The organism is Enterococcus avium ATCC 14025 (assembly GCF_000406965.1).
GTDB lineage: Bacteria > Bacillota > Bacilli > Lactobacillales > Enterococcaceae > Enterococcus_A > Enterococcus_A avium.
In genome coordinates, this window is sequence record NZ_KE136357.1 from 119,674 (window position 1) to 145,173 (window position 25,500).

The following is a 25,500-nucleotide window of genomic DNA, read 5'->3' on the forward strand; positions in this document are numbered from 1 at the left end:
TGATTTGTTATTGTGAAATGTGAGGGGATGAAGGAAATGGCATTTATCGGTGTTTTATGTTTGATTTTAATCAGTACAACAGTTGCGAGTCACTTTTTTAGAAGGTTCGGCATACCTGCGGTGATCGGCCAGCTGTTGGTGGGAATTTTGTTAGGAACGGCTGGCTTCAATTTGGTTCATCCGGATATTTTAGTAGAGGATTTTTCTGAGATAGGCGTAATTCTATTGATGTTTTTGGCTGGGATCGAAAGTGATTTGTCCTTGCTTAAGAAATATTTTCGTCCGGGGATGTATGTGGCCGTTTTAGGAATTCTTTTTCCGGTTTTGTTAGGAACGCTTGGCGGGATTGTTTTTCAGATTCAACTAAATGAGTCCTTTTTCTTAGGGCTGATCTTAGCGGCAACGTCTGTCAGTATTTCGGTTGAGGTTTTGAAGGAACTAAATGTGATCAATACTAAAGAAGGGTCGACGATTCTTGGCGCTTCTGTGGTGGATGATATTTTAGTCGTCTTGATTGTCAGCTTGAGTATGTCCTTTTTAGGGGCACAGGGTGGAAATGATCGGTCATTGGGAGTCATGCTGGTAGAACAGGTGCTATTTTTTGCCGGTGTATTCTTTTTGATTCGCTGGGGCGCGCCGTATCTGATGCGGCTGAGTAAAAAGCTTTTAGCGGAATCTTCAGTGATCATTGTTTCACTGATTCTGTGTTTGAGTATGTCCTATTTAGCCGATTTTATCGGTTTAAGCTCGGTGATCGGCGCATTTTTTACTGGCGTTGCAATTGGTCAGACAAAGGATTGGAAGGATGTCCAAGTTAACGTGGAGGCAATCGGTTATGCGGTATTTATCCCAGTTTTCTTTGTAAGTATCGGATTAGAGGTTTCCTTTGCGGGAATCAGCAGACAATTGTTGTTCATATTACTTCTGACGATAATCGCGATTGCTTCAAAGCTTGCTGGCGGCTTCATTGGCGGAAAATTGGCTGGATTTGGCAATAACAGCAGCTTGATGGTAGGTTCAGGAATGGTCTCGCGAGGAGAGATGGCCTTGATCATTGTGCAGCTAGGCTATCAAAGCGGATTGGTCACAGATCATTATTATTCAGCGTTTATTTTGATTATTCTGTTTACGACTTTGGCTTCACCTTTCTTATTAAAAAGCTTTACACGTAAAATATATTGATTAAAAACGACTACCTAATTGGGCGTATGCTGATTAGGTAGTTTTGCGTTTATTAGCAATAAAAAAACTGTCAGCAGACTGTAGACAAAGTCCGTTTTATGGATGATGTCTACAGTCTTTTCTTTTATAATAGATTTATGAAAACGAATGCAAGGAGTGATAGTTATGATGTCTAAAAACAATACGAACGGTAGAAATCAATTTGCGATGCTCACGATTGATGATCTGGTTCCTCAAGATCATCTCGTTCGAAAGATTGATGCCGCGCTTGATTTTGAATTTATTTATCCAATCGTCGAAGCCACTTACTCCGATTTAGGTCGCCCAAGTATCGATCCAGTGATTCTTATCAAATTGGTGTTTATTCAGTATTTATTCGGTATCCGTTCCATGCGGCAAACCATTAAGGAAGTCGATACCAATGTCGCTTACCGCTGGTTTTTAGGCTATTCCTTCGAGGAGAAAATCCCCCATTTCTCAACTTTTGGAAAGAATTATGTCCGCCGATTTAGAGAAACGACGGTGTTTGAGGATATTTTTGCCTATATTTTAGAACAAGCAGTTAAAGCAGGTTTTGTAACAGAGGATAATTTGTATCTTGATTCTACCCACATCAAAGCCAACGCCAATAAACATAAGTTTACGAAAGAAATGACCCACGATGAAGCGAAAGCCTATCAGGATGAATTAGAAGATGAGATCAATCGTCAACGAATAGAGGCTGGAAAACGCCCTTTTACTTTGGACCTAGAAAAGGAAGTGAAGCTGAAAGAAAGAAAAATAAGTAAGACTGATCCGGAAAGCGGCTACTACGTCAAAGGCGAACGAGAAAAACAATTTGCTTATTCTGCCCATACTTCATGCGACGACAACGGATTTATTCTCAGCACAATCATCACTCCTGGAAATATTCATGACAGTCAAGTCGCCTTTCAACTCGTCAAACAATCGAAGAGACTTTTTCCTGAAATCAACTGTGTTGTCGCTGATGCTGGGTATAAGACACCTAAGTTTGTTCACTTTTTGACTCATTTGAATCTTCGACCTTGTTTGCCTTATTCAAGGCCCAAAGGGAAAAAGGGGCTATTATCAAAAAACGAGTTTCTCTATGACGAGTATTATGATTGTTACATTTGTCCGCAGGATCAAATGCTCGCTTTTTCAACGGTTACTCGAGAAGGGTACCGAGAATACAAATCCAATCCAAAAGAATGTGTGAACTGTCCTCTGCTAAACCAATGTACCAAAAGTAAAAATCATCAACGAGTCATCACGAGACATGTTTGGGGAGATCTGATGGATGAAGTGGAACATCTTCGCCTAACGGATCTGAATAAATCAATTTACAAAAAACGGAAACAAACGATTGAACGAATATTTGCAGATGCAAAAGAAAAGCATGGGATGCGTTGGACCAAGTATCGAGGCTTGGAAAAAGTCGCGACGCATACGATGCTAGTGTTTGCTGCAATGAATTTAAAGAAATTAGCCACCTGGCTATGGAAAGGCAAGGAGCCTTTATTTTTTTGTTCAAAAATTCGAAACGAAGTAGATAAAAAGCTGTTCCAAGCTCGAGTTACGAGTTTGGAACAGCTTTTGTCTACAGTCTGTGTCAGTAATTTTTACTGACAGGTGAAGCAGATTATGCTTATGAGAATGGAAAGATTGTCCTTTTGAATCTTATGCCTCAAGATTTAGGTAACAGTTAGGGCCACGATCCCGATTTCTTCTAACCCAAACAAGTTTTATTCTCGCCGCGCATAGGAGCGCATAGGTTTCAGTTAGACATACCTATCGCTATATTTTCCAATATTATGAGTCAATAAGTCAGAAGGATGCTCATCAGGCTCACTGTCTTTTATTGAAGAAGGTCGTACAGGACTTGAGCATTGTTTTCCGTTTCATTTTTTGCGCCGTAGACTAGGGTGATTGTTTTATGTTGCTTGATAATTTCCTGTAATTGCTTCAGAGCTTCTTTTTGTGGACCGCTTTGTAATTCTTGGCGATACTTCTCACGGAACTCCGGATATTTTTCGGAATCGTGATTGAACCATTTACGTAACTCAGGACTGGGCGCGATTTCCTTCAGCCACAAATCAATTTTTTCCGTTTCTTTGGATTTTCCTCGCGGCCATAGGCGATCTACTAACACGCGGTAGCCATCAGTATCTTCTGCTGGTAGATAAGCTCTTTTCAGTTTTAACATGTTGAACACTTCCTTTGCTCTTTTATTTTAACAAAGACAGTGATAAAGAGTGAGTAAAGTAACTTTTGTGGATGAGAGATTTTATGCTGCTGCGAATATCTGATAAAATAGGGTAGCTGAATATAATATATAACAGATCTGAAAGGCGGTTCTCATGGTTGCATTTTTATTATTATTTAGAAGCTTGTGGCACATCTTAAAAATTTTGTTTCGACAGGAAGAACAAAAGGCGATCATGTTGGCGCTGTTGTTTATTTTGCTGATTGGGACGGTTTTTTATCATAATGTCGAGGGGATGACCTATCTCGACGCATTGTATTTTTCCGTCATGACTTTAGCGACAGTCGGGTATGGGGATTTAGCGCCCCAGACAGCTTTAGGAAAACTGTTTACGATTATTTATGTGCTGATTGGTGTCGGAATCATCACGGGCGTGATCGCGAATTTCAGTCGGGCTTTGGCTGAGTATCATAAACAGAAAAAGCATCATGAGAAAAGCGCATCGGTAAATAAGGAGTAACGGTTTTTAACAGCCAAATAAGATGAAAGCAGGCAACGGATAACTCATGCGTTGCCTGTTTATGTGCGTTTTTTAGCTTAATATTGATTAAGCATGCTTCCAGATTTTGGCTTTAACGGCCATATATATTCTTCTTTTTGCTGAGCTTGTCACGTTTGCAAGGACTAACCTAAATTCTCAATTTTTTTTCAGGAGTGATTTATTTAAAAAAATCGCGGTGAAGCAATTTTGCTTGGGTTACGTTCTATTTATTACGCGAAAAATCCTATTTTGCGAATTCAAAATTTTAATTTTTGCGAAGATTTTAAAATTGGTAATGGGTTATTTAATACGCTATCATTAATACATACGAAAAATCGCTAACGATGAAAAGGAGAGGTCTAGCATGGAAGTAAAGAAACTTCAACAACGGCGATTATTTTGCTCTAAGCGTGATACCGTTGAGAAGAAAGTGAATCAATATTTCAAGGAAACACAGGATGCAGATTCTGTCATTGAATACGCGATCGCTATCATGGTGCGTCATGCCCTTGTTTTGGGAGATTTTTCATTGTTATTTCAGGACGTGATCCGTGAAATTTATAATGATGCGAAACCAAGCGAGACGTTGAGAAAGTTCTCACCTTATTTCCAATCCTATTTTATCGATTCAGAGTGGCAACAGATCATAAAACGTTTATTTATCAATGAGAAAAAATATAAAAAGGCAACGAAAAGCATGCGTATTCAAGCAGGCTATTTGAAGAATTGCGGCAGTGCAACTGTTACACATAAGTATGAAAGTTACACTCTCGTGAGTATTTATAAGGACGCCAGTGGAAAGAAACATACATGGAGATTACGGGATGCGGACCCAAGAAACAGTATGGAAGAAACGAAACGGATACTTGAGATTTTGACAAATCTGACAATCTTTCAAAAGGATGGCTTACGCCGTTTTGCTGAATTCATGGATTATGATTGTATCGGTACCACGATTGTGTCTAGTTCGAAAGCGCCGAAGGAACAAACGCAGGAGGAGTTGGAACGTAATCATGCTAAGGTATCTGTCAAGGTTGGTGATTCAACTGGTGATGAAGCGAACCTGATTGATGGCTGTGATCTGAATACGCTTAGCAAAGAGACCTTGATCGAACTGCTCATGAGTATCTATAAAGAAACAAATGCGGCTATGTTTGAGGAGGAAATGCTTGAAGACTGTTCTGAAATTGACCCGCCACTCGGTGTTCAAACGAGTTTAGACGATCGGATTGTTTCATCGAATGAGAAGACGTCTGCACAGTTATCCAATACAGATGAAACTGAGGAGAAGAATCCAACCATTGCATTAGCAGGTGCTGGGATTGAGACGAGCGCTGAAAATCATATGTTGGAAAAAACCGCTGATAATAGAAAGATTAAACAGTCGAAGAAAAAGGACAGAAAACTCTTAAAGAATTTCCAGAATAGTCGGAAACAGAATAAAACTAAAAGACACTATTTAGAGTGATAGGGGAGTCTTGAATCGCTTTAATGTGCGGGAAATAAACGAATATATTATATCGCCATTTTTTAAGGAGACTCTTTCATGAGGTAGACACCTTGCTGATCAAAGCGTATTATTTGGTGAGGAATCTGTCATGAAGGGTTTATTTAGTATGGGTAAATTAGCTCATGATTTTGAGAATTTTGAGGTTAAATGCGAACGATTTTTGACGTAATGATTGGGGACTTGACTAGACACGACTAGAGTAATTTTCCGTTCGCTCAACGGTCTTTTTATGCTGCTGATAATTAAAAATCAGCGTATAAATAACTAGCTAAACGGCACTATTCAATCTTGATGAAACAGTTTTATCAAAACGGGTAACAATACCAGTAGTGATGTGACCATGAAAATCACATTAAAAAAACATTGACAGGGTTAATCATTCGTGATAACCTTTTCATAAGTTCTTGATGTTATTACTTCGGGTAAGCATGCGGGAATGAAATAAAAATTGTTGGATGTTATCACTTTATGTGAGCAGGACCTATTTACCGCACAATGGACGTGTATGTAAATGGGCTTTTTTTATGGCTAGCGAGGGATTTAAATCATGATCATTAAACGGGTGTTAAATAATAATACCATCATTTCTTCAAACAGCAAGGGTGTTGACGTGCTGCTGATGGGTCGGGGCATCGCCTTTGGGAAGAAAAAAGGGCAGGCGGTCGAACTTGAGCAGATTGAAAAGACATTTTTGCTGAAGGATAAGGAAACACAAAGTAAATTTACAGAGTTATTGATCAATGTGCCGATGGAGCATATTTTGGTTTCAGAGAAGATCATCAATTTTGGAAAAATCAAATTGGGAAAAAATCTAAATGAAATCATTTATGTGAATTTGACCGATCATATCCATTCAGCGATTGATCGCTATCACGAGGGAATTATCTTGAAAAATCCTCTGCGCTGGGATATCGCGCGATTCTATCCGGATGAATACGCGGTTGGTGAAAAGGCGATCGAGGTTGTTCGAAATGATTTAGGGGTCTCTTTTGAAATTGACGAGGCTGCGTTTATTGCGATCCATTTTGTCAATGCGGAGATGGACAAAACTTGGGAGTTTGCCTATGAAATCGCTGAGATCACGAAAAAGATCGAAACGATTATTAAAACCCATTATCGAACAGAGTTTGATGAAAGCTCATTAGACTATTATCGCTTCATCACTCATGTGAAGTTTTTTGCGCAGCGTCTGTTAGCAGGAGATCACTATGATGATGAAGATGAGGAATTATTGAATACATTACGACATAAATATGAGGGTGAATACGCCAGCGCATTAGAGATCAAGGACTATGTACAGAAGGATTTCGAGTATGAGCTAAGCTCAACCGAACTCCTCTATCTGACAGCCCACATTCGACGCATCACCAGAAATTTGTAACTAGGATTGTTATCCCAACGGAGCATGACCTAGAGCTTGTCTATAAGGCAGCTTTAGGTCTTTTTTTGCCACTTCCACTTTTAGTAAAAGCGCTAATTAATGATTTGAAATTAGTTACAGCTCAAGCCACATAGTGGAATGGTATGCGCACCGAAATCGAACTCATTTTTCTCGCCTTTGGAAAAATGAATTCCTAACTAGGAGGTAGCTGACAGTTCAAGTCTCCGTAACTTATCAAAAAAACAATGCTCTAAAAATTTTAGTCAAAAGTTTCATGGAAAAAGCACACAAAAAAATGAATAGAAAGATTTTCATTCAGAAAAGAGGAGAAAAATGAAATATCAACAAACAGCTAAAGAGATTTACAATGCCGTTGGCGGCAGTGAAAATATTCAAACAGTGACACATTGTGTAACACGTTTACGTTTGATTCTTAAAAACCAGGATCAGGTCAATGACGAAGAAATGAAGGCTATTACTGGTGTGATGGGGGTTATGAAAAAGGCCGGACAATATCAAGTGATTTTAGGAAATGATGTAGCAAATTATTACCGAGCCTTCACGAAGTTAGGAAATTTCAGCTCAGAACCAGTCGAATCAATGGAAAAGAAAAACTTATTTGAAAATCTGGTGGATGTAATTTCAGGATGTATGTCACCATTGATTCCGGCTTTGCTTGGCGGGGGAATGATCAAGGTTCTGCTGATTGTGTTGCCGCTGATAGGTGCCTTGAGTGAATCGTCTTCCACGTATGCCGTATTGTCCTTTTTTGGGGATGCACCGTTTTATTTCATGCCGGTGATGTTGGCATTTACTGCTTCGCAAAAATTTGGTGTGACACCGATGCTGGCAGTTGCTGTAGGGGGAATCATGCTACATCCAAACTTTGCGGCGATGGTTACAGCGGGCGATCCAGTAAGTATCTTCGGCTTGCCGATCACATTAGCGAGTTATGGTTCGTCGGTCATTCCGATTTTAATCATGGTTTGGTTGATGAAATACATTGAAGCCTTCTTTAACCGAATCATTCCAGCGGTGATGAAAAATTTGTTGCAGCCGCTAGTCGTTCTTTTGTTATCTGGAGTAATTGCGTTAGTCATGGTTGGCCCATTAGGTACATTTGCTGGGCAAGGGTTATCAGCGGCGGTTATTTGGATTCAAGCAAAAGCGGGCTGGTTGGCGTTAGGCTTGATGTCAGCGTTGATGCCGTTGATCGTTATGACAGGGATGCATTGGGCGTTCGCACCGATTTTCTTGATTGCTTCTCCAGCGACACCGGATATGTTGATTTTACCGGCGATGTTGGCAGCGAATATTGCACAAGGGGCAGCGGCGATTGCTGTTTCTATGAAGGCGAAGGATAAAAATCTTAAACAGGTTGCGTTAGGAGCAGGGATTTCTGCGTTGTTGGCAGGGGTAACAGAACCTGCGCTATATGGTGTGACGCTGAAATACAAGAAACCGTTATATGCGGCGATGATCTCTGGTGCTTTATGTGGAATCTTCATGGGGATTACTGGGGTGGAATCTTATGCCTTTGCGGTACCATCACTTGTGGCGTTGCCGCAATTTATTAATGGGGGTATCGATGGGAATTTCATCAATGCCTGTATCGTTGCCGCGGCTTCCATCGTGCTGACTTTTGTTTTGACTTGGTTTTTTGGGATTGAAGAGGAAGTAACAACCGAAGATGCTGTTTTAGAAGTGGTTGAAAGTGGCAGCAGCGATCCGAAAAAAGTGTTGGCACCTGTTAAAGGAAAAGTAATTCCATTAGAAGAGGTCAATGATTCTGCGTTTTCCAGCAAAGTTATGGGGCAAGGTATTGCCATCATTCCAGAGGAAAATACGATCGTTGCCCCATTTAATGGGACAGTATCAGCGCTTTTCCCGACAAAACACGCGATTGGTTTGACTAGTGAAGCTGGGATGGAGTTATTGATTCACGTAGGAATTGATACAGTGGAATTAAATGGGAAGTATTTTGAAAGTTTGGTTGCTACCGGTGATACGGTAAAGGCAGGTCAACCATTATTGACGGTTGATTTTGCGGCTGTCAAAGCGGCAGGCTATGATACGGTGATTCCAATTGTCGTGACAAATAGTGATACCTTCATTGATGTGGTGCCAAAGGACGAAATGAAAGCGGCCGATTATGAAGATGCCGTATTATATGTGATTTAAGTGATAGTAAAGATGGGAGCAGAGAGCTATGAGTAAATTTCCAAATGATTTTTTATGGGGCGGTGCAGTTGCCGCCAATCAATGCGAGGGGGCTTATTTAGAGGATGGCAAAGGTTTGACCGTGCAGGATGTGACGCGCAAAGGCTGGCACGAACCCCCTACAGAAGAGCCGATGGCGGACAATTTGAAATTGGTCGGGATTGATTTTTATCATCGCTACAAGGAAGATATTCGTTTATTCGCTGAGATGGGCTTCAAGTCATTTCGTTTATCGATCGCCTGGGCTCGAATCTTTCCACAAGGAGATGAGCAGGAACCTAATGAGGCTGGGTTGGCCTTTTATGATCAGGTTTTTGACGAGTGCTTAAAATATGGCATTGAGCCGTTAGTGACACTTTCTCATTATGAAACGCCCTTGCATTTAACAAGGACCTATGATGGCTGGCGCAATCGTAAAATGATCGATTTCTTTGAGCATTACGTTCGCACTGTTTTCGAGCGTTACAAGGACAAGGTCAAGTACTGGCTGACCTTCAATGAAATCAATTCGATCACCCATGTGCCGTTTCTTAGTGGCGGTATTAATACGCCAAAGGAACAATTAACACAACAGGACATTTATCAAGCCATTCATCATGAGCTAGTTGCTAGCAGTCGGGCGGTTCAAGCTTGTCATGAGCTGATTCCAGATGCGCAGATTGGTTGCATGATCTTGGGGGTTCCGGTTTATCCATTGACACCAAAACCAGAGGATGTCTTGAAATCTCTGGCGACAGAACGAGAAAATTTCTTTTTTTCAGATGTTCAGGTCCGCGGGTATTATCCAAGCTATTCGAAACGACTGTTTAAAGAAAAGCAGATTGAGCTGGACATTCAACCACGGGATTTGGAAGACCTGAAGCATACAGTTGATTTTATTTCTTTCAGCTATTATATGAGTGTTTGTGATTCGTCTGATCCAACGAAAGAAGCCGGTGAAGGCAATATCATTGGCGGCATCCCGAATCCTTATTTGAAGGCGAGTGAGTGGGGCTGGCAGATTGATCCCAAAGGACTGCGTTATTACTTGAATATCCTCTATGATCGCTATCAAAAACCAGTTTTTATCGTGGAAAACGGCCTAGGAGCGGTGGACGAGCTGGTGGAGATGGAAAATGGCGAAAACACCGTGATTGATGATTACCGGATAGATTACATGAATGATCATCTCGTTCAAGTCGAAGAGGCGATCGAAGACGGCGTCCCTGTGATGGGCTATACGTCTTGGGGCTGTATTGATTTGGTCAGCTTTACAACGGCGGAAATCAAAAAACGCTATGGTATGATCTATGTGGATCGCAACAGCGATGGCACCGGGACATTGCAGCGTTACAAAAAGAAAAGCTTCAACTGGTATAAAGAAGTGATTGGCTCAAACGGCGAATCACTAGTCAAATAAGCGACCCGCTACAAGCCAAGTATTCAGCAAAATGAGTACTTGGTTTCTTTTTGCCCTCAGATCATTTTTCCGATGGACTTCCTAGTTGTAAACGAATACAATTGCATTAATACTAGCTTTTCAGTAGGCAATTGTGGAGGCGAAGAGATGGAATTTATTGGGGTTTTGTGTCTGATTTTAGTGAGCGTTACCGTAGCAAGTCACTTCTCAAGAAGAGTAGGTATACCAGCGGTGATTGGACAATTACTCGTAGGGATTGTACTGGGAAACGGGGGATTAAAAATCGTTCATCCAGATATTCTGGTGACGGATTTTTCTGAGATCGGGGTCATTTTACTAATGTTTCTAGCAGGTATTGAAAGTAATTTGCCTCTGCTGCGAAAATATTTCCGCCCTGGAGTTTTTGTGGCTTTACTGGGGATTCTGTTTCCGCTGTTATTAGGGACAGGGAGTGGGAGTCTTTTTGGTGTTCCAATGAATCAGTCCTTTTTCTTCGGACTGGTTTTAGCCGCAACTTCTGTCAGTATTTCGGTGGAGGTCTTGAAGGAGCTGAAGGTGGTCAACACAAAAGAAGGCTCAACGATTCTCGGTGCTGCTGTGGTTGACGATATTTTGGTAGTATTGATCGTCAGCTTGTGCATGCCGCTTTTAGGCGTGGAGAATGGCAATGAAAAGCCGCTTGGTTTTATGCTGCTGGCACAGGTTTTGTTTTTCATAGCGGTCTTTTTCTTGATTCGGTGGGGCGCTCCGTACTTAATGAACTTGAGTAAAAAAATCTTTGCCCAGTCTTCAGTAATCATCGTGTCTTTGACCTTATGTTTAAGTATGTCCTACTTGGCTGATTCCATTGGATTAAGTTCAGTGATTGGTGCTTTTTCAACAGGAATTGCCATCGGTCAGACCAATGTTTGGAAGGATGTCCGCTACAATATTGAAGCGATCGGCTATGCGGTGTTCATTCCAGTCTTTTTCATCAGTATCGGCTTAGAAGTTACCTTTGAAAATTTATCGAAGCAATTGCTTTTTGTCCTTGTTTTTACTACTATTGCTATTTTTTCAAAACTGCTCGGCGGATATTTAGGGGGAAGATTTTCTGGATTTGATAATCAGAGCAGCTTGATGGTGGGCTCGGGAATGGTCTCTCGAGGTGAGATGGCCTTAATTATTGTTCAATTAGGGTTTCAGGCCCATTTGGTTGTAGGAAAATATTACTCAGCGATTATTCTAGTAATCCTATTTACGACATTATCCTCGCCTTTTTTACTAAAATACTTTACAAAAAAACTCTATGCATGAAAATTGGCAGCCTATCGAATTATAAAGCGATAGGATGTTTTTCTTCATTAATTTTTTGCATAAGCGATCACTGGTGACAATAAAAGAAAACTAATAAGTGTTCCTTCTCGTACCATCAAAGTCAGATGGAAAAAATAAGTTAAAACTAATGCAATCAGGATACAAAATAGATCAATACTATAGCGATAAGATTTAAAACTGCGCTGAGTTCGTTCGGAAAGAAAGAGACAAAACGTCTCGATTGGAAATTTGAGTAATTGGTATTTCAAAACCTTTCCTGTCCCGATCCCCGCGATAATTGTTCCTAGAATAAATAGCAGGCATTTTAATAGATAGGAATGTAACGTAAAAAGCGGAAAAAGAAAATAAGTAAACAGATTGATGGTTGAGCCGAAAAACAGCAAGGCAATACTCATTATCAGATAATTTTTTATTCTTAGCTGTGGGTCCAGCAGCAGACAAGCAATCAAAAATAGAAAATTCAATCCAGCAGTGATTGTGCCGATCTTTATTTGGCTAAATTCGGCAAGTGTGGCATTTAGCGAGTTGAAGCTGCTGATGCCGATGCTGGCTTTTAAGGTCAAGCTGATGCCAAAAGCGCTGATCAGATAATACAGAAACGAGAGAGTTAATTTTTTTTGATTCATGATAGTTGTTCCTCCAATAACTAATTGATAGGATGAGTATGACGGAAATAAAAAGTTGTAACTAGGAGATGTAGCCTAATGAGAAAAAAAGAAAAGTATACTGAGGCAACTTGTCAGCTAGATTTTCCTTTTTTATCGCCATCGATTTTAAGCCAAAGTTTTTTGATGGACTTTGATCGAAATGAAAAAATTGTTGATCAAATGCTGGAGCTGCGATATTTATTTATTATTTTGGAAGGAAAAGCACGGATTATTCAGCAAGAACCAAATGGGAAAAGTATTATTTTGCAGTTTCTGGAAGTAGGGGATCTGATTGGTGAGCTGACCTTAGTAAAAGCTGAAGAAGCACCTAAGGATGTAATCGCCATCGGAGCAGTTCGCTGTTTGGCTATTCCATTAAATGTAGTCGAGACCACTTTAATGAAGCGAGTAGAATTCCCTACATTTATCGCTCAATACATAGGAAAGAAATTATTACTGCGAATGGAACATTTTTCTCATGCTCAAACCTTTGAGTTGAAATATCGCCTAGCTTCATTATTGTTGGAAGTTGCGGTAAATGATCAATACACTGAAAACAATACGCAGATTGCTGATTATCTAGGCGTCAGCTATCGTCATCTGACCTATACATTTAAATTTTTGCGTGAAAATGGGTACATTGAAAGGAATAAGATGGGTTATTTGATCCATCCAGCAAAGCTGCGCAGATTGATCAAAGCAGGGAATGAAGCTTAAAAAACCAAGCAAACAAAACCTTATATTTCAATAAAAGGAAAAAAACTCCTGAATTTTAAAAAAATTTAGGAGTTTTTTGTTTTGGATAAATTTTTTTTGGTATAGGTGAATAATTTTAATAACCAGATTGAAATTATTCTAAAATAGATTGTTATTTAATCTGCCTTTTTTCCTCTTGTTCTACCCCGCAAACAAAACAAGATTTATAGGTTCAACGCTTGAAAATTGATTGAGGCTTGGAAGGTGAAGGGATTTCATTTCAATCGTGTTAAAAGCTGATTGATTTGTAGCTCAGACAGATTGAAAAAAATGTGAGGTGAACAAGAATATTTCAAAAGGATGTCCTCTTTATCGCTGATACTTTTAGTTTACAAAGAACCAAATAGCACTAAAAGAACGCTCAGCCCTGTCTGTGTGAATAGCTATCTGAATTACGAAAAGCGACAAAACAACGTTTAGAGGAATTTGTATTTAATGTAACAAATCCACTTCAAAGAGGATAGAGCTAAATTCGTAATCTTTTTGTAATGTAACATAGATTATTTATTTAACAAAAAATATACGTAATTCGCTTTGGTTTTGCTAAAAATAAATTGAAATTGAATTGGTTATAAGTTAATTCTCAATTTATTTAAAAATAATTATAAAAACTGGCTATTAAATGTGATAGGATTTTGATTGTGAAGGAGGTGAGAAAGAAATGAACCAGCGGAGAATAATTTTTTTCTTGTTACTAATTATTTTACTCCCAAATCTGAATGTCTTTTCTGCAGGTGCTGAAGAAATAACGAATTCTACCAGTTCATCTGAGAAACCGAACCAAAGTATAGAGGATAGCATGAAGCTCAACGAAATTGCAAATCCTGCTGAAACCGATACAAGCAAGGTGGATGAAACGACAGAGTCAACAGCGTCTTCAGAAGAAGCGAAAGAAGCAACAAAAGATTCTGAAACAGAAGAAAAAACGACGGAAAGTTCAGAAACAAAAGAGGATAGTGAAGAGGTCGAAAAGGCTGATTTGCGCCTTTTGGCAGCCAATGAGGCGGAAGTAAGTACATGGGCTGATTTTGTAAATGCTATTCGAGACGAAACCATCACCAAAATTATCCTTGCCGCAAGCTTCGATAATCCTAGTGCATCAGATACAAGGCTTTCTGCCTATGCCAGAAAAAATGATTTAGAGATTGACGGGCAGGGGCACCGAGTGAATTTTAAAGATTCGTCGATCTATTTAGCTTTACCACAAAATGCTATTGGGTCCTTCCACATGCATGATATTGTGTTAAATCAAACCTATGCTGGAGCCTATTCAGAAGACATCGTCGGAACTCGATTGATTACTGCGAACGGTGTCAAGTGGAAATATCGATTTGGGAATATCACCGCTGAGTCGGGGGTGCAGCGATTAGCCAGAGCCTCTCATTCAGAGGTGAGAGTATATGGCGATATGGATATTAATACACGAGCGGAAAATTTCTATTTAGGCAGTCTTATTATGGAGGATGGAACCCAATATAAAGGGAACGTAAACTACTATAATTTCTCTGTCTTTTGGTACAACGATGCAGCGAATGCTGGATCAACCGGAGCTTCCAGAGAGTTTACAATCGGGAAGAATTGTCGTGTCGACGTTGGACAAACGCAAACTGCGGGGCGTACATATCCTGCTGTTTATCATCATTATCTTGCTCTAACGGTTGGCGAAAACAGTGTGTACAACGTGGATATGCCAGGAAATGCGGTACGTTTTGATGATGCTGGTGCCGGAATGACAATCAAAAAAGGTGCTGTCGTGAATTTGACGAGTAAACAAGCATCTGGTTCAGTAGTGGCCTTTAGTAACAATAATACCTATCTGAATGCAGAACCTGGGAGCTATCTTTATGTCATTGGGACAAGTAGTCAGCCTTTGATCAATTTAGCAGCGGATGCTACAGGAATCGCGAGTGTCAATCGAACAGGGAATTCCTTAACATTAAACAGCCCTGCTCAATATGATTTGCGAAATTTACATGATAGTCGAACGGCGGTAAATGTTGCTTATGGGAATACTGCAAATAATAAATTCTCTATTCTTGATTCAGATATCGATTTATGGAAGGTCGGTGTTCCAGTTCTTGGACCATCTAATGAAACCTATGCTAAAGTTCCAAGTCTTGAGGTAGTTGGAAGCGGAAGCGGAGAAGTTGTAACGACATCGGTGGCTTCACTGAATCAATTCAAACAGGCAAACTACCGTCGAATTTCAGGAATGAATCAGAATCCAAAGATTGAATGGACGCCGGTTACAGATGCGGATAAAACAATTAAGGGTCGTGTGATTATTGGGGAAGTACCTGATAATAATGGTTTAGTCGCTGGAGAAATCAAATACATTCCGGTCTATGCCTCAGAGAATCAGGCGAAGCTCACTTTGACTGATACTTATGGGAATGTTCGAGACAATCTATTCACAGATGTAAATGGCTATGCTTCTTACTCAGATACAAATGACCCGATTCAATTTCAAAAAGCTGGTGAAAAAATTTCAGGTATCGCTGAACGGGGACCTTGGCTCACACCTGATCCAATTGAAACCACCGTTATTGATGCAACACCACCAGAACCCGCTAAAGTAGATCATTCGGACGCCATCCAAAGTACGACTACTAAGCTAACGGGAACTGGGGAGCCTAATAGCATTATAACATTAACCGTTAATGATCAGCCATCGGGGATTCCAGGACAGCTGGTCGGCGCGGATGGAAAATGGGAAATTGATATCTCTAGTTTGAATCTTGTGAAGGACGATGTTCTTCAATTCTTTTTACAAGACCAAAGTGGACCTATTACTGAACTTAGTGAAGCAGAACGTCCAAGCACAAATAACGCGATCGGCAATATCAATCCAAAAACTGATTTGAATTATCGTGATGCGACATTCAAGGCAGCGACAAAAGCCACCGTGGTAGGGTATCTATCTTTGGCCTCAGTGCCGGAAGGACTAGAGTTTGGAAACAATCAAGTGTCGAACAAGACACAAGAGTATCGTCCAACAGTCAATGGTGATCTGGTTGTTTCAGATACTCGCGGCGGAGCGAAAAAGCCTTGGCGCTTAACGTTAAGTCAATCAGAAGAACTGACAAACGGCACGATATCGCTTGGAGATACGCTTTATTACACCTCTCAATTAGGGGAAAAGCAAATTACGACAGCGACACAAATCGTGGAGTCGGGAACCTTTGCCTCTGATGGCTCAAAGAATATATCGGCTGATTGGCAAGGTAGCAACGGGTTCAAGCTGACGGTTCCGGTCGAAAAACAACGTGTCGGAGACTATTCAGGAAAATTGTCATGGAAACTAGAAGATGTCCCAGGAAATTAGGTGAGTAGATGAGACGATTAGTTATAAATAGTTTATTGATCATGCTGGCGCTCTTTACTACTGTGCCTGTCTTTGCGGCAGATGCTAACTATGATAGTAACGGGGTTACAGCGTTTTACGGAAAATATGAATACCCAAAAGATGAACCAGAAAAAGAACAGCCGTTGGAAAATGAAGAAGGCAACCAAGCCTCCGTGAATGGAGAAACACGCGGAACAGCAGGTGAGACGACAAATCAATTAATAAGCAGATTACCGTCTTATAAAGGAGAAGGCACCATCATTCCGGCGACGGGAGATACCTCAAATCTATTCGCTACATTGAGTGGTTTTTTCTTATTGTCACTCGTCTTTTTTAAACTGAAGGAGGAGGAGAATGGTGAAAAAAATTCAATTATTTAGTTTTCTTCTCCTGCTCTTTACAACCTCTGTTGGACAAAAAGCTGTACTGGCTGATACTACAGATACGCATATGAAGTACCAAAGCGGTGGAGAGACAACGGTTAAGCCGCTTGATCCTTTACTGCCGGACCCGTTAAAACCAGTGGTACCTGTTGATCCCACTAATCCAGCTGGTCCGATGGAAGGTACTGGCGGCAGTCTTTCCTTTGATTTTGCCTCTAGCTTTCAATTTGGAAGTCAGGCAATTTCGACTAAAGATGAAACATATTATGCGCTGCCGCAGGAATACACTGATTTTGACGGAACGAAGAAAAAGGGCCCCAACTATGTTCAAGTAACGGATGTTCGCGGAACTGGCTCAGGTTGGCAATTGAGCGTGAAACAAAATGGTCAATTCCAAACCGCTGAAGCGCAAAAGCTTGCAGGTGCTGAACTATGGCTTAAAAATGGTGAAATGATCTCGACTCTTTCAGATTCTTATGCGCCAAGCGCCAAGGAAACGATCGAAATGCCATTGGATTCGGAAGTCAATGTTATAACTGCGAACAATGAACAAGGAATTGGCACTTGGCTGTATCGGTTTGGCTCAGATGAAACCAGTGGCGGACGTTCGGTTCAGTTAAACGTTCCCGGCAGCTCGGTAAAATATGCAAAAAAATATCAAACTTCCCTAACATGGAGTTTAAAAGATGTACCTTAAGGAAACCTAAAAAACTTTATTACGAGGAGAACATGACGATGAAAAACGTAAAATTAATGACAGTCGCAACTTTAGCAGCGTTATCTTTATCAACTGCTGGCGGACTGATTACACAGGCGGACACAGTTGATTACGATTCAAATGGTGTAGTGGAATTTATTCCAAATACTGACCCGACAAAACCAGTTGACCCAACTGATCCAGACCCAACGAACCCAGTGGATCCAGTTGATCCGACTGATCCAACAGGTCCAAAGCCAGGAACAGATGGTCCGTTGTCGATTGATTATGCTTCATCATTAGACTTTGGGGTAAATAAAATTACCAATAAAGATGAAGTCTACTATGCAAGAGCTCAACAATACAAAGATGGACATGCGGCAACACCGAACTATGTTCAGGTTTCTGATAATCGCGGAAACAATGCCGGATGGACCTTGAAAGTAAAACAAAATGGCCAATTCAAAGCAACCGGTACATTGAACGATACATTGACAGGCTCTCAAGTAAAACTTGTTAGTCCGACCGTAAACAGCAACTCAACAGCTGTGTTTCCAACAGCAGCGGCAACGATCGAGCTTGATCCAGCTGGGACAGAAAGTTTAGTGATGTCAGCGAAAGTGAATCAAGGTGCTGGAACTTATTCTAACCATTGGGGAAAAGTTGAAACAGTTAAAGAAACAGATAAAGATGGAAATGAAGTGGATGCTGAAGTAACAAAGGCTGTCACGTTATCAGTACCCGGCAGTACACCCAAAGATGCAGTGAAATACAGCACCTCATTAACATGGAGCTTATCAGACGTACCAGGCAACTAACACTAACTTAGGAGGATGACTACAAATGAAAAAATTTGGTTCTTTATTTTTAGCTACTGCTATCTTAGCAGGAATCACCTTAGCGCCAGCTGTGAGTTTTGCGGCTGATGGCGGGGAATACGATACAAACGGTGTGATTACTTTCACCCCCAATAACGGAACTACTGATCCGGTTGATCCGGTGGACCCGACCAATCCGGTTAAGCCAGTTGATCCAACTGATCCAAGCGGGCCAAAACCAGGTACGACTGGCCCATTGTCGATTGATTATGCGTCAAGTCTAGATTTTGGTTCACAAAAAATTACTTCTAAAGATGAGATCTATAAAGCAAAAGCGCAAAAATATCTTGATAAGGACAACGTAGAACAAACGGGGCCTAACTTTGTACAAGTAACTGATAATCGTGGAACTGAAAAAGGTTGGACATTGCAGATGAAGCAAAACAGTCAATTTACGACAGCAGATGCCGACGAGTTGACAGGCGCAGAAATCACTTTCAAAAACGGGAACGTCGTGACTGCCTCCGATTCAGAAAAACCAACAGGACAGGCAACGATTGTCGCTGATCCATCTGGAGATTTGAAAAATGTTATGTCGGCGAAAGATGGTCAAGGTGCTGGAACATATTTACTTGATTGGGGTACAGATGCCGCAACCGCAGCTGAAAGTATTGAATTGAGCGTACCTGGCTCAACAACGAAATATGCGAAGAAATATTCAACAACATTTACTTGGGTTCTTAGTGACACACCAGGAAACTAATTAAAAAAGAAGAATGAAGAAGGGGTGTTTTCCAGCATCCCTTTCTTTCACTGAAAGGATAACGGTACGATGAAATTTAGAAAATTTGTGATGCTGGCAGTTGCCATTTTAAGTAGTTTGATGCTGACGACTCCGGGGATCGCATCGGAGTTCAATTTTGCGGTGACTCCTAAAGCGTCAGAAAATCAAATCGACAAGCAAAAGACGTATTTTGATTTATTATTGGCTCCTAACCAAGAGGATACCCTGACTGTAGACCTGCGGAATGATACAGATAAAGAAGTCGTGATCGAAGCACAGATAAATAGTGCAACAACAAATGGCAATGGTGTCGTTGAGTACAGTAAGAATGAGATCAAGCCTGATGAAACATTAAAATACAATATAAAAGACTATGTAGAAGCGCCCGAAGAGATCACACTAAAACCGCAATCAGCGGCTGAATATAAAGTAAAAATACATATGCCAAATGAAAAATTTGCTGGTGTCATTGCCGGCGGGATCACGTTTAAGGAAAAAACAACGGATCAAACAAACATTTCTTCAGATAAAAATGATAAAGGCTTGGCAATCAAGAATGAATATTCTTATGTTGTAGCTTTATTAATGCGCCAAATAACTGAGAATGGTTCACCAGACTTGAAGCTGCAGCGCGTGATTCCTAATCAACGAAATGCGCGTAATGTCATTCAAGGGAATCTGCAAAATCCTAATGGGACCTACTTGAATCAATTAGCGACTAAGACGATTATCACAAAAAAAGGCAGCTCTGAAGCACTTTATACGGATGAACAATCCGATATGCAAATGGCGCCGAATTCCAATTTTAATTTATCAGTACCGCTAAAAGGGGACCGCTTAAAGGCTGGAAAATATACCATGAAAATTGAGGCGTACGGTCAACAGGATCAAAATGGCAGCTATTTACTTCAAAAAGAAGGCAGCCAGAAAGAAGAAAACTATCGCTACCATTGGACGTTGGAAAAGGATTTCGAGATTAAAGCAGATGTGGCTAAAAAATTAAATGATTCAGATGTCACGATCAAGAAAGATTATACATGGTTGTACATTCTAATTGGAGTAATTCTGCTATTACTGATCGTCATATTCTTAGTATGGCGCAAGAAGAAAAATGACAAAAAAGATCCGGTTTAGCCTCATTTTGATCTACTGTACGGCAGTAACATTATTATTTCTGCCATTTATTAAGCAAACGCTGATCATCTATCGAACGCAAAATGTCATGATCAGCCAGAAAAAAACAGTCACGCCTGCTGAAGAAATCCCATTAGAGGCTGTTCAGCCGCCAGATTTATCAGCTGTTTTAGCCTTTAAAGAAAACCAAACATTTCAATCAGCTGGACAGCTCGTTATCCCAAAAGTCGAGATCGGTCTGCCGCTTTTTTCAGGAGTGACGAATGACCAGCTTTTGGTCGGTGCAGGAACATTATTTCCAGAGAGAAAAGCGGAAAACCAAAATATCGTTGTGATTGGCCATCACTTAGGACGAAATGAGTTATTGTTTGGCAAATTGTTGGAAATGACTGTCGGCGATACGGTTTATTTGGAATATCAGAACCAGTTTTATCAATACAAAGTCAGTCAGACGAAAATGATTCATCAAACCGAACTTCAGGTTTTAGAAGACAATGGTAAAGCCGAGCTAACATTGATTACCTGTGATAAGCCGACTCATACTGAGCAGCGTTTTGTGGTAAGAGGTGAGCTGGTTCAGCAACCAACAAAAGTGATTAAACAAAAACTGATTGAACATAAAAACCGGATACAGCATAAAAACAATCGACAAAATCAAAGCTACTGTATAATTGTATGGATTCTTTTTCTAGTTAGTTTAGCGATTGGAACAAGAATGATCATTAAAATCAGCAGGTAGTCTCATGGAAGGAGTGGTAAGATGAAAAAAATGATGGCAAAATCATTGGTGGTAGTCTTTGGAGCATCGATTTTTCTATATTCAGAGCATGCATTAGCCAATACTGTTATTTATGATCCGCTGAATCCGCACAATACGATCACTCCAATACCCAATGCTGACCCTGAGCCGAGTGAATACCTGATAGATGGCGAAATAACGATGGAATCTGCTGAGTCGACGCCATCGCAGGATCAAAAAGATAATACAAATGTGGAAAACACGCAAAATAATGAAGTTCAAAGCAGCACCGTTCAAGTCGAGAGTCAGTCAGTAGCCTTATTGCCGACAGACGAGCTGAAGCAGGAGGAGAAAACAGAAGATTTCTCAATACCAGATCCTTATCTGCCAAAAATGAAAAATCATCATAAAAATCAAGTCCTGATGTTAGATGATGATTTCTTTTCTTCCACGAAAAGTACAGCTTTGCCTCCTGATAGCGGCGGAGGCAAGGCTGGATCACTTAATAACTTTGCGGATATCGCGCAAAGTGCCTACTTACTATCAGGTGTCGTCTTATACGGCGAAGCGAACGGAAAATTGGCAGCAAGGATGAGTGATTATTTTGCTGGATAGTTTATTAGCAAAGGAAGAGTGGCGGAAGTATCAGCTTTTACGGCAATTAGAGCGAAGTTCTTATTTTGCGTTGTCTAAAAAAGAGATCATGGATCATTTAGAGATTTCCAACTATGTGCTTAAAAGTACGATAGAGCAGTTGATCCAGGATCTTGAAAAATATGGTTTGGCTCAGGAAATTCATGTTTTTTTAGAGGAACCCTTTGTTCAATTAGAAATTACCGGAACGGCCAGTTCTGAGACACTTTTAGAAAAATATGTGGAAGAATCAATTGGCTTTAATATTTTATTGAGGGCTGTTTTAGGAAACTTCAAGTCATTGAATGAGTTTTCCGAAAAATCAATGATCAGTTATCCGATTGCATACAATAATTATAAGCTATTGAACAAGTATCTTGCTAAGTACGAGATGACCATCGATAAAAAATTCCGAGTAAGCGGTGAAAATGAAAAGATTATCCGTTTATTCTTAACCGAACTTTTTTCACGTGTATACAAAGGTCGCTGCCAAATTTTCGATCAATCGAAGGACGGTCATTTTGAAGCAAAACAAATGACACTGGAAGATGGTAAGATGACTATTCATCAAAGAATCGGCTTGCAGCACTACCTTCACATAACGAATTTACGAATCAAGCAGCGAAAGTTTGTTGAGAGACGAACCGCTGATGTTTTATCCAGAGAAGCTATCAAACAAGCTATGGAAGAGTCATTTTTTGAACGGGTTCCAATCGAATCTCGCGAAGCAGAAGTGATTGCCTTTTTGAATTATTATTATTCTCGCTCAGAGGAATTGAGTAAAAATCTACGATTGAATGCGAATAAGCAAATTATGACGTGGAGCAAAAATTTGCTGACAAGCCTTATTCAATATTTCCCTAAGTTAATTGAGAGTTCAGAAAAGTATGAATGTTTTCTGATGAGGAGTCATATTTTGCATTTTCAATTGAAGGAGGTCAGCCAAGCCAGTGAGACGCTGCAGCCAGAAATCAACATCGCTTACTTTCAGCAAAATTATCCAACAATATTAGAATTTTGCAGGGTATATGTGAAGCAGCTGCAAGAAAAAGATTCTGAATTGTATAAAAAGAAGAAGCAGGTTCTTTTTCAATATCTTTTTCTAATTTTAGATTCATTTCCAAAAGATGTTTTGGTTGAACCCATCAACGTATACGTCGATTTTTCCTTCGGCAGTCTGTATAATCAGTTTATTACGGAGAATCTCAATTTCTTTCATCTAGTTGGAGCAAAGATTATTACAGATGTTGAGGCTGCAGATATTCTATTGACTGATTCCAGAGATTTAGGAAACGCGTATCATATAGATTGTGTCGTTTGGCTTTCTCCTCCGCGCCCGCTAGATTGGGCGAATCTAGGACAGAAAATCATTCAAAAAAGAACAGAAAAATCGAATATGACGTAGAAAGAGTATTTCTTTCTGCGTTTTTTTGATTGATTTTTTTGTTGCATTTGCAACGAAAACGACTTATAATACGTTTATAGGATAGGAGGTTGAAAAGGATAGAAGTTCTTAGAGATATAGGAAAGATCGCCAGAGCCTTAGATTCCATCGCAAACATCGAGTTTAAGGAGTACCAACTTTCCAAAGGCCAGTATTTATATTTGATACGAATTTTCGAAAATCCCGGCATCATTCCAGATAGATTAGCCGAAATGATCAAGGTGGATCGCACGACGGCTGCGCGAGCGATTAAGAAGCTTGAGGAAAAAGGTTTTATTAGAAAAGAAGCAGATGACGTAAATAAAAAAATTCGACGGTTATTTGTAACAGAAGATGGCGCAAAGCTAGTTCCGATCATTCAACTAGAAAATCAATATTCCAATCAAATCGCTTTGCAAAACCTGTCAAAAAAGGAAATTGAAGCATTTTCCAAAGCATTAAAAATTGTGGCAGCAACGATTGACAAAGAGTGGACCTCCGTCAAAAAAGGCAATAAAAGACCCTATCTGGAGCAAATAAACGAATGAGGAGCAAACAAATGACAAACTTTATCGCAGATCCTTCTTTTTGGGAGATTTTCCCTGAAGCGCAAATCAATGTATTACTCGTAAAAGGAATCAGAGACAATCACTCGAAGGAAAATGATTCTTACTTGACCAAATTATTAGCAGAAGGAAAAGAAGCCGCCAAACAATTTCTAACAGAGGAGACCTTTAGTCAAAACCTCGTCGTTGCCCAATGGCGCGGCGCCTTCAGTCAATTCAAAACAAAAAAGGGCGCTCGTTCGTCAATTGAAGCGTTACTGAAAAGAGTCAGTCAGGATCGTGAGTTTCGACTCATCAATCCGCTAGTCGATATTTACAATAGTATCTCATTGGAGTTTGCCGTTCCCTGCGGCGGGGAAGACCTGCAAAAAATTGTAGGCGATATTCATTTGGGTCAAGCAGCTGGCGGAGAAGCGTTTTTACCTTTAGGCGCTGAAGCTGATGCCCCCGCTTTACCAGGAGAGATCATCTATTATGACGAAGAAGGTGCAATTTGCCGCTGCTTGAATTGGCGAGAAGCTCAACGGACGATGCTGACAGAAGAAAGTCAAGACGTCATTTTCTTTATGGAATCGATCAATGCCGAGCAAGCAGCACGTGCCAATGAAGCAATGCTGGAATTGAAAAAGCGGATCGCTGATTATTTTGGCATTGAAGGAACGGCCTTTATTGTGGATTCGGAGCATCCGGAAGTGAATAGTTAAGAGTTGAAAGCAAGGTTTTCTTTTACCTTGCTTTTTGTATCGGGGTTCAAAGGTGAAGAAGCCTTTTTCTTTTGTAGACGAGCGTGCTATTCTTGGAGGAAAGGGATTATTTGGAGGTGTTGAAATGAACGAGACTGAATTGAAGGAAATGCTTTGGGAAGAAAATGAAATCGAAAAAATCCAACGCACCAAAGGCTATAATGTCAATGATCAGAATTTACCGTTTGCTGAGGTTGAGATTCCTAAAATGCCTGGCAGTAATTTTTTTAAAGAGGGGAATATCTTTATTAATAAGCATCATCGTTATTCGGAGATGCCCAGCCATACTCATGAATTTGTGGAATTCAACTATATGCTATCAGGAAGCTGTGTCCAGTACGTGAATGACAAGAGAGTTGAGTTGAACGAAGGCGAAATTATCTTGTTAGATAAGGAAATCGTTCAACGGATTGAGCCGTTAACGCAAAAGGATCTATTGATTAACATTTTATTGAAGGATGAATCAATCACGACGGACATTGTTATCAACATGGTAAAATCAACGGGATTGGTCAATGAGTTTTTAATGAATGCTTCGAATAAAGCAGGGAAGCATGACGCATTTATCCATTTTCATTGCGGGAAGAATCAGGAGGTTCAGGAAATTATTCAACGCTTGATTTTGGAGTATTACCAAAAGAGAAAATACTATATGCGAGCCGCTAATTTATTATTGTCCCTGTTATTGATCGAGCTGACTCGGGTGATCGAAGAAGAAAGCTTGGATAATTATCAGGAAAAGGATGAAGAGATCATCAATATTTTGAAATTTGTGGACAGTCATTTTCGACAACTGAGCTTGAATGATTTGGCTAAGAAATTTGGCTATAATTCCAACTATATGGGAAATAAAATAAAAAAAGAAACGGGACGAACATTTCAGGAGCTGATTAATTCACTCAAATATCAAACTGCGTTGGAGTTGATGCAGGAAACAGATAAAAGTATTGAAGAAATTGCTTATGATGTCGGCTTCTATTCATTGCCTTCACTCTATAAGCTATTTGCGAGATTTACAGATAAGACCCCGAAGCAGATGAGAAATCAATTGCTGAAAAACGATAACTAAGAGACT

Annotated in this window: 23 protein-coding genes; 21 read left to right on the plus strand and 2 right to left on the minus strand. The window is 40.1% G+C overall.

The window, feature by feature from the left end:
• The first annotated feature begins 36 nt into the window (after nucleotides 1–36).
• Nucleotides 37–1,182, plus strand: a complete 1,146-nt coding sequence (locus OMU_RS00575; protein WP_016178023.1) for a cation:proton antiporter — start codon at nucleotides 37–39, stop codon at nucleotides 1,180–1,182.
• A gap of 165 nt (nucleotides 1,183–1,347) precedes the next feature.
• Nucleotides 1,348–2,811 (plus strand): IS1182-like element ISEfa7 family transposase, encoded by a 1,464-nt coding sequence (locus OMU_RS00580; protein ID WP_016178024.1) that lies wholly within the window; start codon nucleotides 1,348–1,350, stop codon nucleotides 2,809–2,811.
• 229 nt (nucleotides 2,812–3,040) lie between these two features.
• On the opposite strand, the gene OMU_RS00585 is transcribed toward OMU_RS00580, so the two are convergent.
• Nucleotides 3,041–3,388, minus strand: coding sequence for a DUF488 domain-containing protein (locus OMU_RS00585; RefSeq protein WP_016178025.1), 348 nt, complete (start codon nucleotides 3,386–3,388; stop codon nucleotides 3,041–3,043).
• Between the two features lie 154 nt (nucleotides 3,389–3,542).
• Here OMU_RS00585 and OMU_RS00590 point away from each other — a divergent pair, with 154 nt between their 5' ends.
• The 6 genes from OMU_RS00590 to OMU_RS00615 all read left to right on the plus strand — a co-directional run bounded on the left by OMU_RS00590 (nucleotide 3,543) and on the right by OMU_RS00615 (nucleotide 11,735).
• Nucleotides 3,543–3,908: a potassium channel family protein gene (locus tag OMU_RS00590; RefSeq protein WP_016178026.1), complete on the plus strand. Its 366-nt coding sequence runs from the start codon at nucleotides 3,543–3,545 to the stop codon at nucleotides 3,906–3,908.
• A gap of 385 nt (nucleotides 3,909–4,293) precedes the next feature.
• Complete coding sequence (locus tag OMU_RS00595; protein WP_016178027.1) at nucleotides 4,294–5,397, plus strand: hypothetical protein; 1,104 nt, start codon at nucleotides 4,294–4,296, stop codon at nucleotides 5,395–5,397.
• A 589-nt stretch (nucleotides 5,398–5,986) separates the two neighbouring features.
• On the plus strand, nucleotides 5,987–6,820 hold the full coding sequence (gene licT, locus OMU_RS00600) for a BglG family transcription antiterminator LicT (protein WP_016178028.1): 834 nt from the start codon (nucleotides 5,987–5,989) through the stop codon (nucleotides 6,818–6,820).
• 333 nt (nucleotides 6,821–7,153) lie between these two features.
• Entirely contained in the window at nucleotides 7,154–9,001 is a 1,848-nt protein-coding gene (locus OMU_RS00605) for a beta-glucoside-specific PTS transporter subunit IIABC (protein ID WP_016178029.1), read from the plus strand.
• A gap of 28 nt (nucleotides 9,002–9,029) precedes the next feature.
• Nucleotides 9,030–10,439, plus strand: coding sequence for a glycoside hydrolase family 1 protein (locus OMU_RS00610; protein ID WP_016178030.1), 1,410 nt, complete (start codon nucleotides 9,030–9,032; stop codon nucleotides 10,437–10,439).
• Nucleotides 10,440–10,586: 147 nt separating this feature from the next.
• Entirely contained in the window at nucleotides 10,587–11,735 is a 1,149-nt protein-coding gene (locus OMU_RS00615; RefSeq protein WP_016178031.1) for a cation:proton antiporter, read from the plus strand.
• A gap of 47 nt (nucleotides 11,736–11,782) precedes the next feature.
• Here the strand turns inward: OMU_RS00615 and OMU_RS00620 are convergent, their stop codons facing one another.
• Nucleotides 11,783–12,382, minus strand: a complete 600-nt coding sequence (locus OMU_RS00620; protein ID WP_016178032.1) for a YczE/YyaS/YitT family protein — start codon at nucleotides 12,380–12,382, stop codon at nucleotides 11,783–11,785.
• Nucleotides 12,383–12,460: 78 nt separating this feature from the next.
• On the opposite strand from OMU_RS00620, the gene OMU_RS00625 reads away from it, so the two are divergent.
• From OMU_RS00625 to OMU_RS00685, 13 genes are all read left to right on the plus strand, one after another.
• Complete coding sequence (locus OMU_RS00625; RefSeq protein WP_016178033.1) at nucleotides 12,461–13,120, plus strand: cyclic nucleotide-binding domain-containing protein; 660 nt, start codon at nucleotides 12,461–12,463, stop codon at nucleotides 13,118–13,120.
• A gap of 700 nt (nucleotides 13,121–13,820) precedes the next feature.
• Nucleotides 13,821–16,484 (plus strand): pectate lyase-like adhesive domain-containing protein, encoded by a 2,664-nt coding sequence (locus OMU_RS00630; protein WP_016178034.1) that lies wholly within the window; start codon nucleotides 13,821–13,823, stop codon nucleotides 16,482–16,484.
• Nucleotides 16,485–16,492: 8 nt separating this feature from the next.
• Nucleotides 16,493–16,885: an EF2685/EF0750 family sortase-dependent surface protein gene (locus OMU_RS00635; protein WP_016178035.1), complete on the plus strand. Its 393-nt coding sequence runs from the start codon at nucleotides 16,493–16,495 to the stop codon at nucleotides 16,883–16,885.
• Nucleotides 16,860–17,585, plus strand: coding sequence for a WxL domain-containing protein (locus tag OMU_RS00640; RefSeq protein WP_016178036.1), 726 nt, complete (start codon nucleotides 16,860–16,862; stop codon nucleotides 17,583–17,585). The genes OMU_RS00635 and OMU_RS00640 overlap by 26 nt, the downstream gene beginning before the upstream one ends.
• Nucleotides 17,586–17,623: 38 nt before the next feature.
• Nucleotides 17,624–18,403 (plus strand): WxL domain-containing protein, encoded by a 780-nt coding sequence (locus OMU_RS00645; protein ID WP_016178037.1) that lies wholly within the window; start codon nucleotides 17,624–17,626, stop codon nucleotides 18,401–18,403.
• 25 nt (nucleotides 18,404–18,428) lie between these two features.
• A complete protein-coding gene (locus tag OMU_RS00650) occupies nucleotides 18,429–19,166 on the plus strand; it encodes a WxL domain-containing protein (RefSeq protein ID WP_016178038.1) in 738 nt (245 codons plus the stop codon).
• Between the two features lie 69 nt (nucleotides 19,167–19,235).
• A complete protein-coding gene (locus OMU_RS00655; protein ID WP_016178039.1) occupies nucleotides 19,236–20,321 on the plus strand; it encodes a WxLIP family cell surface protein in 1,086 nt (361 codons plus the stop codon).
• Complete coding sequence (locus OMU_RS00660) at nucleotides 20,299–21,060, plus strand: class A sortase (RefSeq protein ID WP_016178040.1); 762 nt, start codon at nucleotides 20,299–20,301, stop codon at nucleotides 21,058–21,060. The genes OMU_RS00655 and OMU_RS00660 overlap by 23 nt, the downstream gene beginning before the upstream one ends.
• Before the next feature lie 21 nt (nucleotides 21,061–21,081).
• The gene (locus OMU_RS00665) at nucleotides 21,082–21,675 is read left to right on the plus strand and encodes a hypothetical protein (protein ID WP_016178041.1); all 594 of its coding nucleotides are present in this window, start codon (nucleotides 21,082–21,084) and stop codon (nucleotides 21,673–21,675) included.
• The gene (locus OMU_RS00670) at nucleotides 21,656–23,098 is read left to right on the plus strand and encodes a helix-turn-helix domain-containing protein (protein ID WP_233421610.1); all 1,443 of its coding nucleotides are present in this window, start codon (nucleotides 21,656–21,658) and stop codon (nucleotides 23,096–23,098) included. The genes OMU_RS00665 and OMU_RS00670 overlap by 20 nt, the downstream gene beginning before the upstream one ends.
• An 89-nt stretch (nucleotides 23,099–23,187) precedes the next feature.
• Nucleotides 23,188–23,664 carry a MarR family winged helix-turn-helix transcriptional regulator gene (locus tag OMU_RS00675; protein ID WP_016178043.1) on the plus strand — a complete coding sequence of 159 codons (477 nt, stop codon included), beginning with the start codon at nucleotides 23,188–23,190 and terminating at the stop codon, nucleotides 23,662–23,664.
• Between the two features lie 11 nt (nucleotides 23,665–23,675).
• Entirely contained in the window at nucleotides 23,676–24,386 is a 711-nt protein-coding gene (locus tag OMU_RS00680) for a B3/B4 domain-containing protein (protein WP_016178044.1), read from the plus strand.
• Between the two features lie 124 nt (nucleotides 24,387–24,510).
• Nucleotides 24,511–25,494: an AraC family transcriptional regulator gene (locus tag OMU_RS00685; RefSeq protein WP_016178045.1), complete on the plus strand. Its 984-nt coding sequence runs from the start codon at nucleotides 24,511–24,513 to the stop codon at nucleotides 25,492–25,494.
• The last annotated feature ends 6 nt before the right edge of the window (nucleotides 25,495–25,500 follow it).

Excerpts from the sequence above, each read along its gene's own strand:
- OMU_RS00575 (WP_016178023.1), top strand. The coding sequence starts at position 37 with ATGGCATTTATCGGTGTTTTATGTTTGATTTTAATCAGTACAACAGTT.
- OMU_RS00580 (WP_016178024.1), top strand. The coding sequence starts at position 1,348 with ATGATGTCTAAAAACAATACGAACGGTAGAAATCAATTTGCGATGCTC.
- OMU_RS00585 (WP_016178025.1), bottom strand. The coding sequence starts at position 3,388 with ATGTTAAAACTGAAAAGAGCTTATCTACCAGCAGAAGATACTGATGGC.
- OMU_RS00590 (WP_016178026.1), top strand. The coding sequence starts at position 3,543 with ATGGTTGCATTTTTATTATTATTTAGAAGCTTGTGGCACATCTTAAAA.
- OMU_RS00595 (WP_016178027.1), top strand. The coding sequence starts at position 4,294 with ATGGAAGTAAAGAAACTTCAACAACGGCGATTATTTTGCTCTAAGCGT.
- licT (WP_016178028.1), top strand. The coding sequence starts at position 5,987 with ATGATCATTAAACGGGTGTTAAATAATAATACCATCATTTCTTCAAAC.
- OMU_RS00605 (WP_016178029.1), top strand. The coding sequence starts at position 7,154 with ATGAAATATCAACAAACAGCTAAAGAGATTTACAATGCCGTTGGCGGC.
- OMU_RS00610 (WP_016178030.1), top strand. The coding sequence starts at position 9,030 with ATGAGTAAATTTCCAAATGATTTTTTATGGGGCGGTGCAGTTGCCGCC.
- OMU_RS00615 (WP_016178031.1), top strand. The coding sequence starts at position 10,587 with ATGGAATTTATTGGGGTTTTGTGTCTGATTTTAGTGAGCGTTACCGTA.
- OMU_RS00620 (WP_016178032.1), bottom strand. The coding sequence starts at position 12,382 with ATGAATCAAAAAAAATTAACTCTCTCGTTTCTGTATTATCTGATCAGC.
- OMU_RS00625 (WP_016178033.1), top strand. The coding sequence starts at position 12,461 with ATGAGAAAAAAAGAAAAGTATACTGAGGCAACTTGTCAGCTAGATTTT.
- OMU_RS00630 (WP_016178034.1), top strand. The coding sequence starts at position 13,821 with ATGAACCAGCGGAGAATAATTTTTTTCTTGTTACTAATTATTTTACTC.
- OMU_RS00635 (WP_016178035.1), top strand. The coding sequence starts at position 16,493 with ATGAGACGATTAGTTATAAATAGTTTATTGATCATGCTGGCGCTCTTT.
- OMU_RS00640 (WP_016178036.1), top strand. The coding sequence starts at position 16,860 with ATGGTGAAAAAAATTCAATTATTTAGTTTTCTTCTCCTGCTCTTTACA.
- OMU_RS00645 (WP_016178037.1), top strand. The coding sequence starts at position 17,624 with ATGAAAAACGTAAAATTAATGACAGTCGCAACTTTAGCAGCGTTATCT.
- OMU_RS00650 (WP_016178038.1), top strand. The coding sequence starts at position 18,429 with ATGAAAAAATTTGGTTCTTTATTTTTAGCTACTGCTATCTTAGCAGGA.
- OMU_RS00655 (WP_016178039.1), top strand. The coding sequence starts at position 19,236 with ATGAAATTTAGAAAATTTGTGATGCTGGCAGTTGCCATTTTAAGTAGT.
- OMU_RS00660 (WP_016178040.1), top strand. The coding sequence starts at position 20,299 with ATGACAAAAAAGATCCGGTTTAGCCTCATTTTGATCTACTGTACGGCA.
- OMU_RS00665 (WP_016178041.1), top strand. The coding sequence starts at position 21,082 with ATGAAAAAAATGATGGCAAAATCATTGGTGGTAGTCTTTGGAGCATCG.
- OMU_RS00680 (WP_016178044.1), top strand. The coding sequence starts at position 23,676 with ATGACAAACTTTATCGCAGATCCTTCTTTTTGGGAGATTTTCCCTGAA.
- OMU_RS00685 (WP_016178045.1), top strand. The coding sequence starts at position 24,511 with ATGAACGAGACTGAATTGAAGGAAATGCTTTGGGAAGAAAATGAAATC.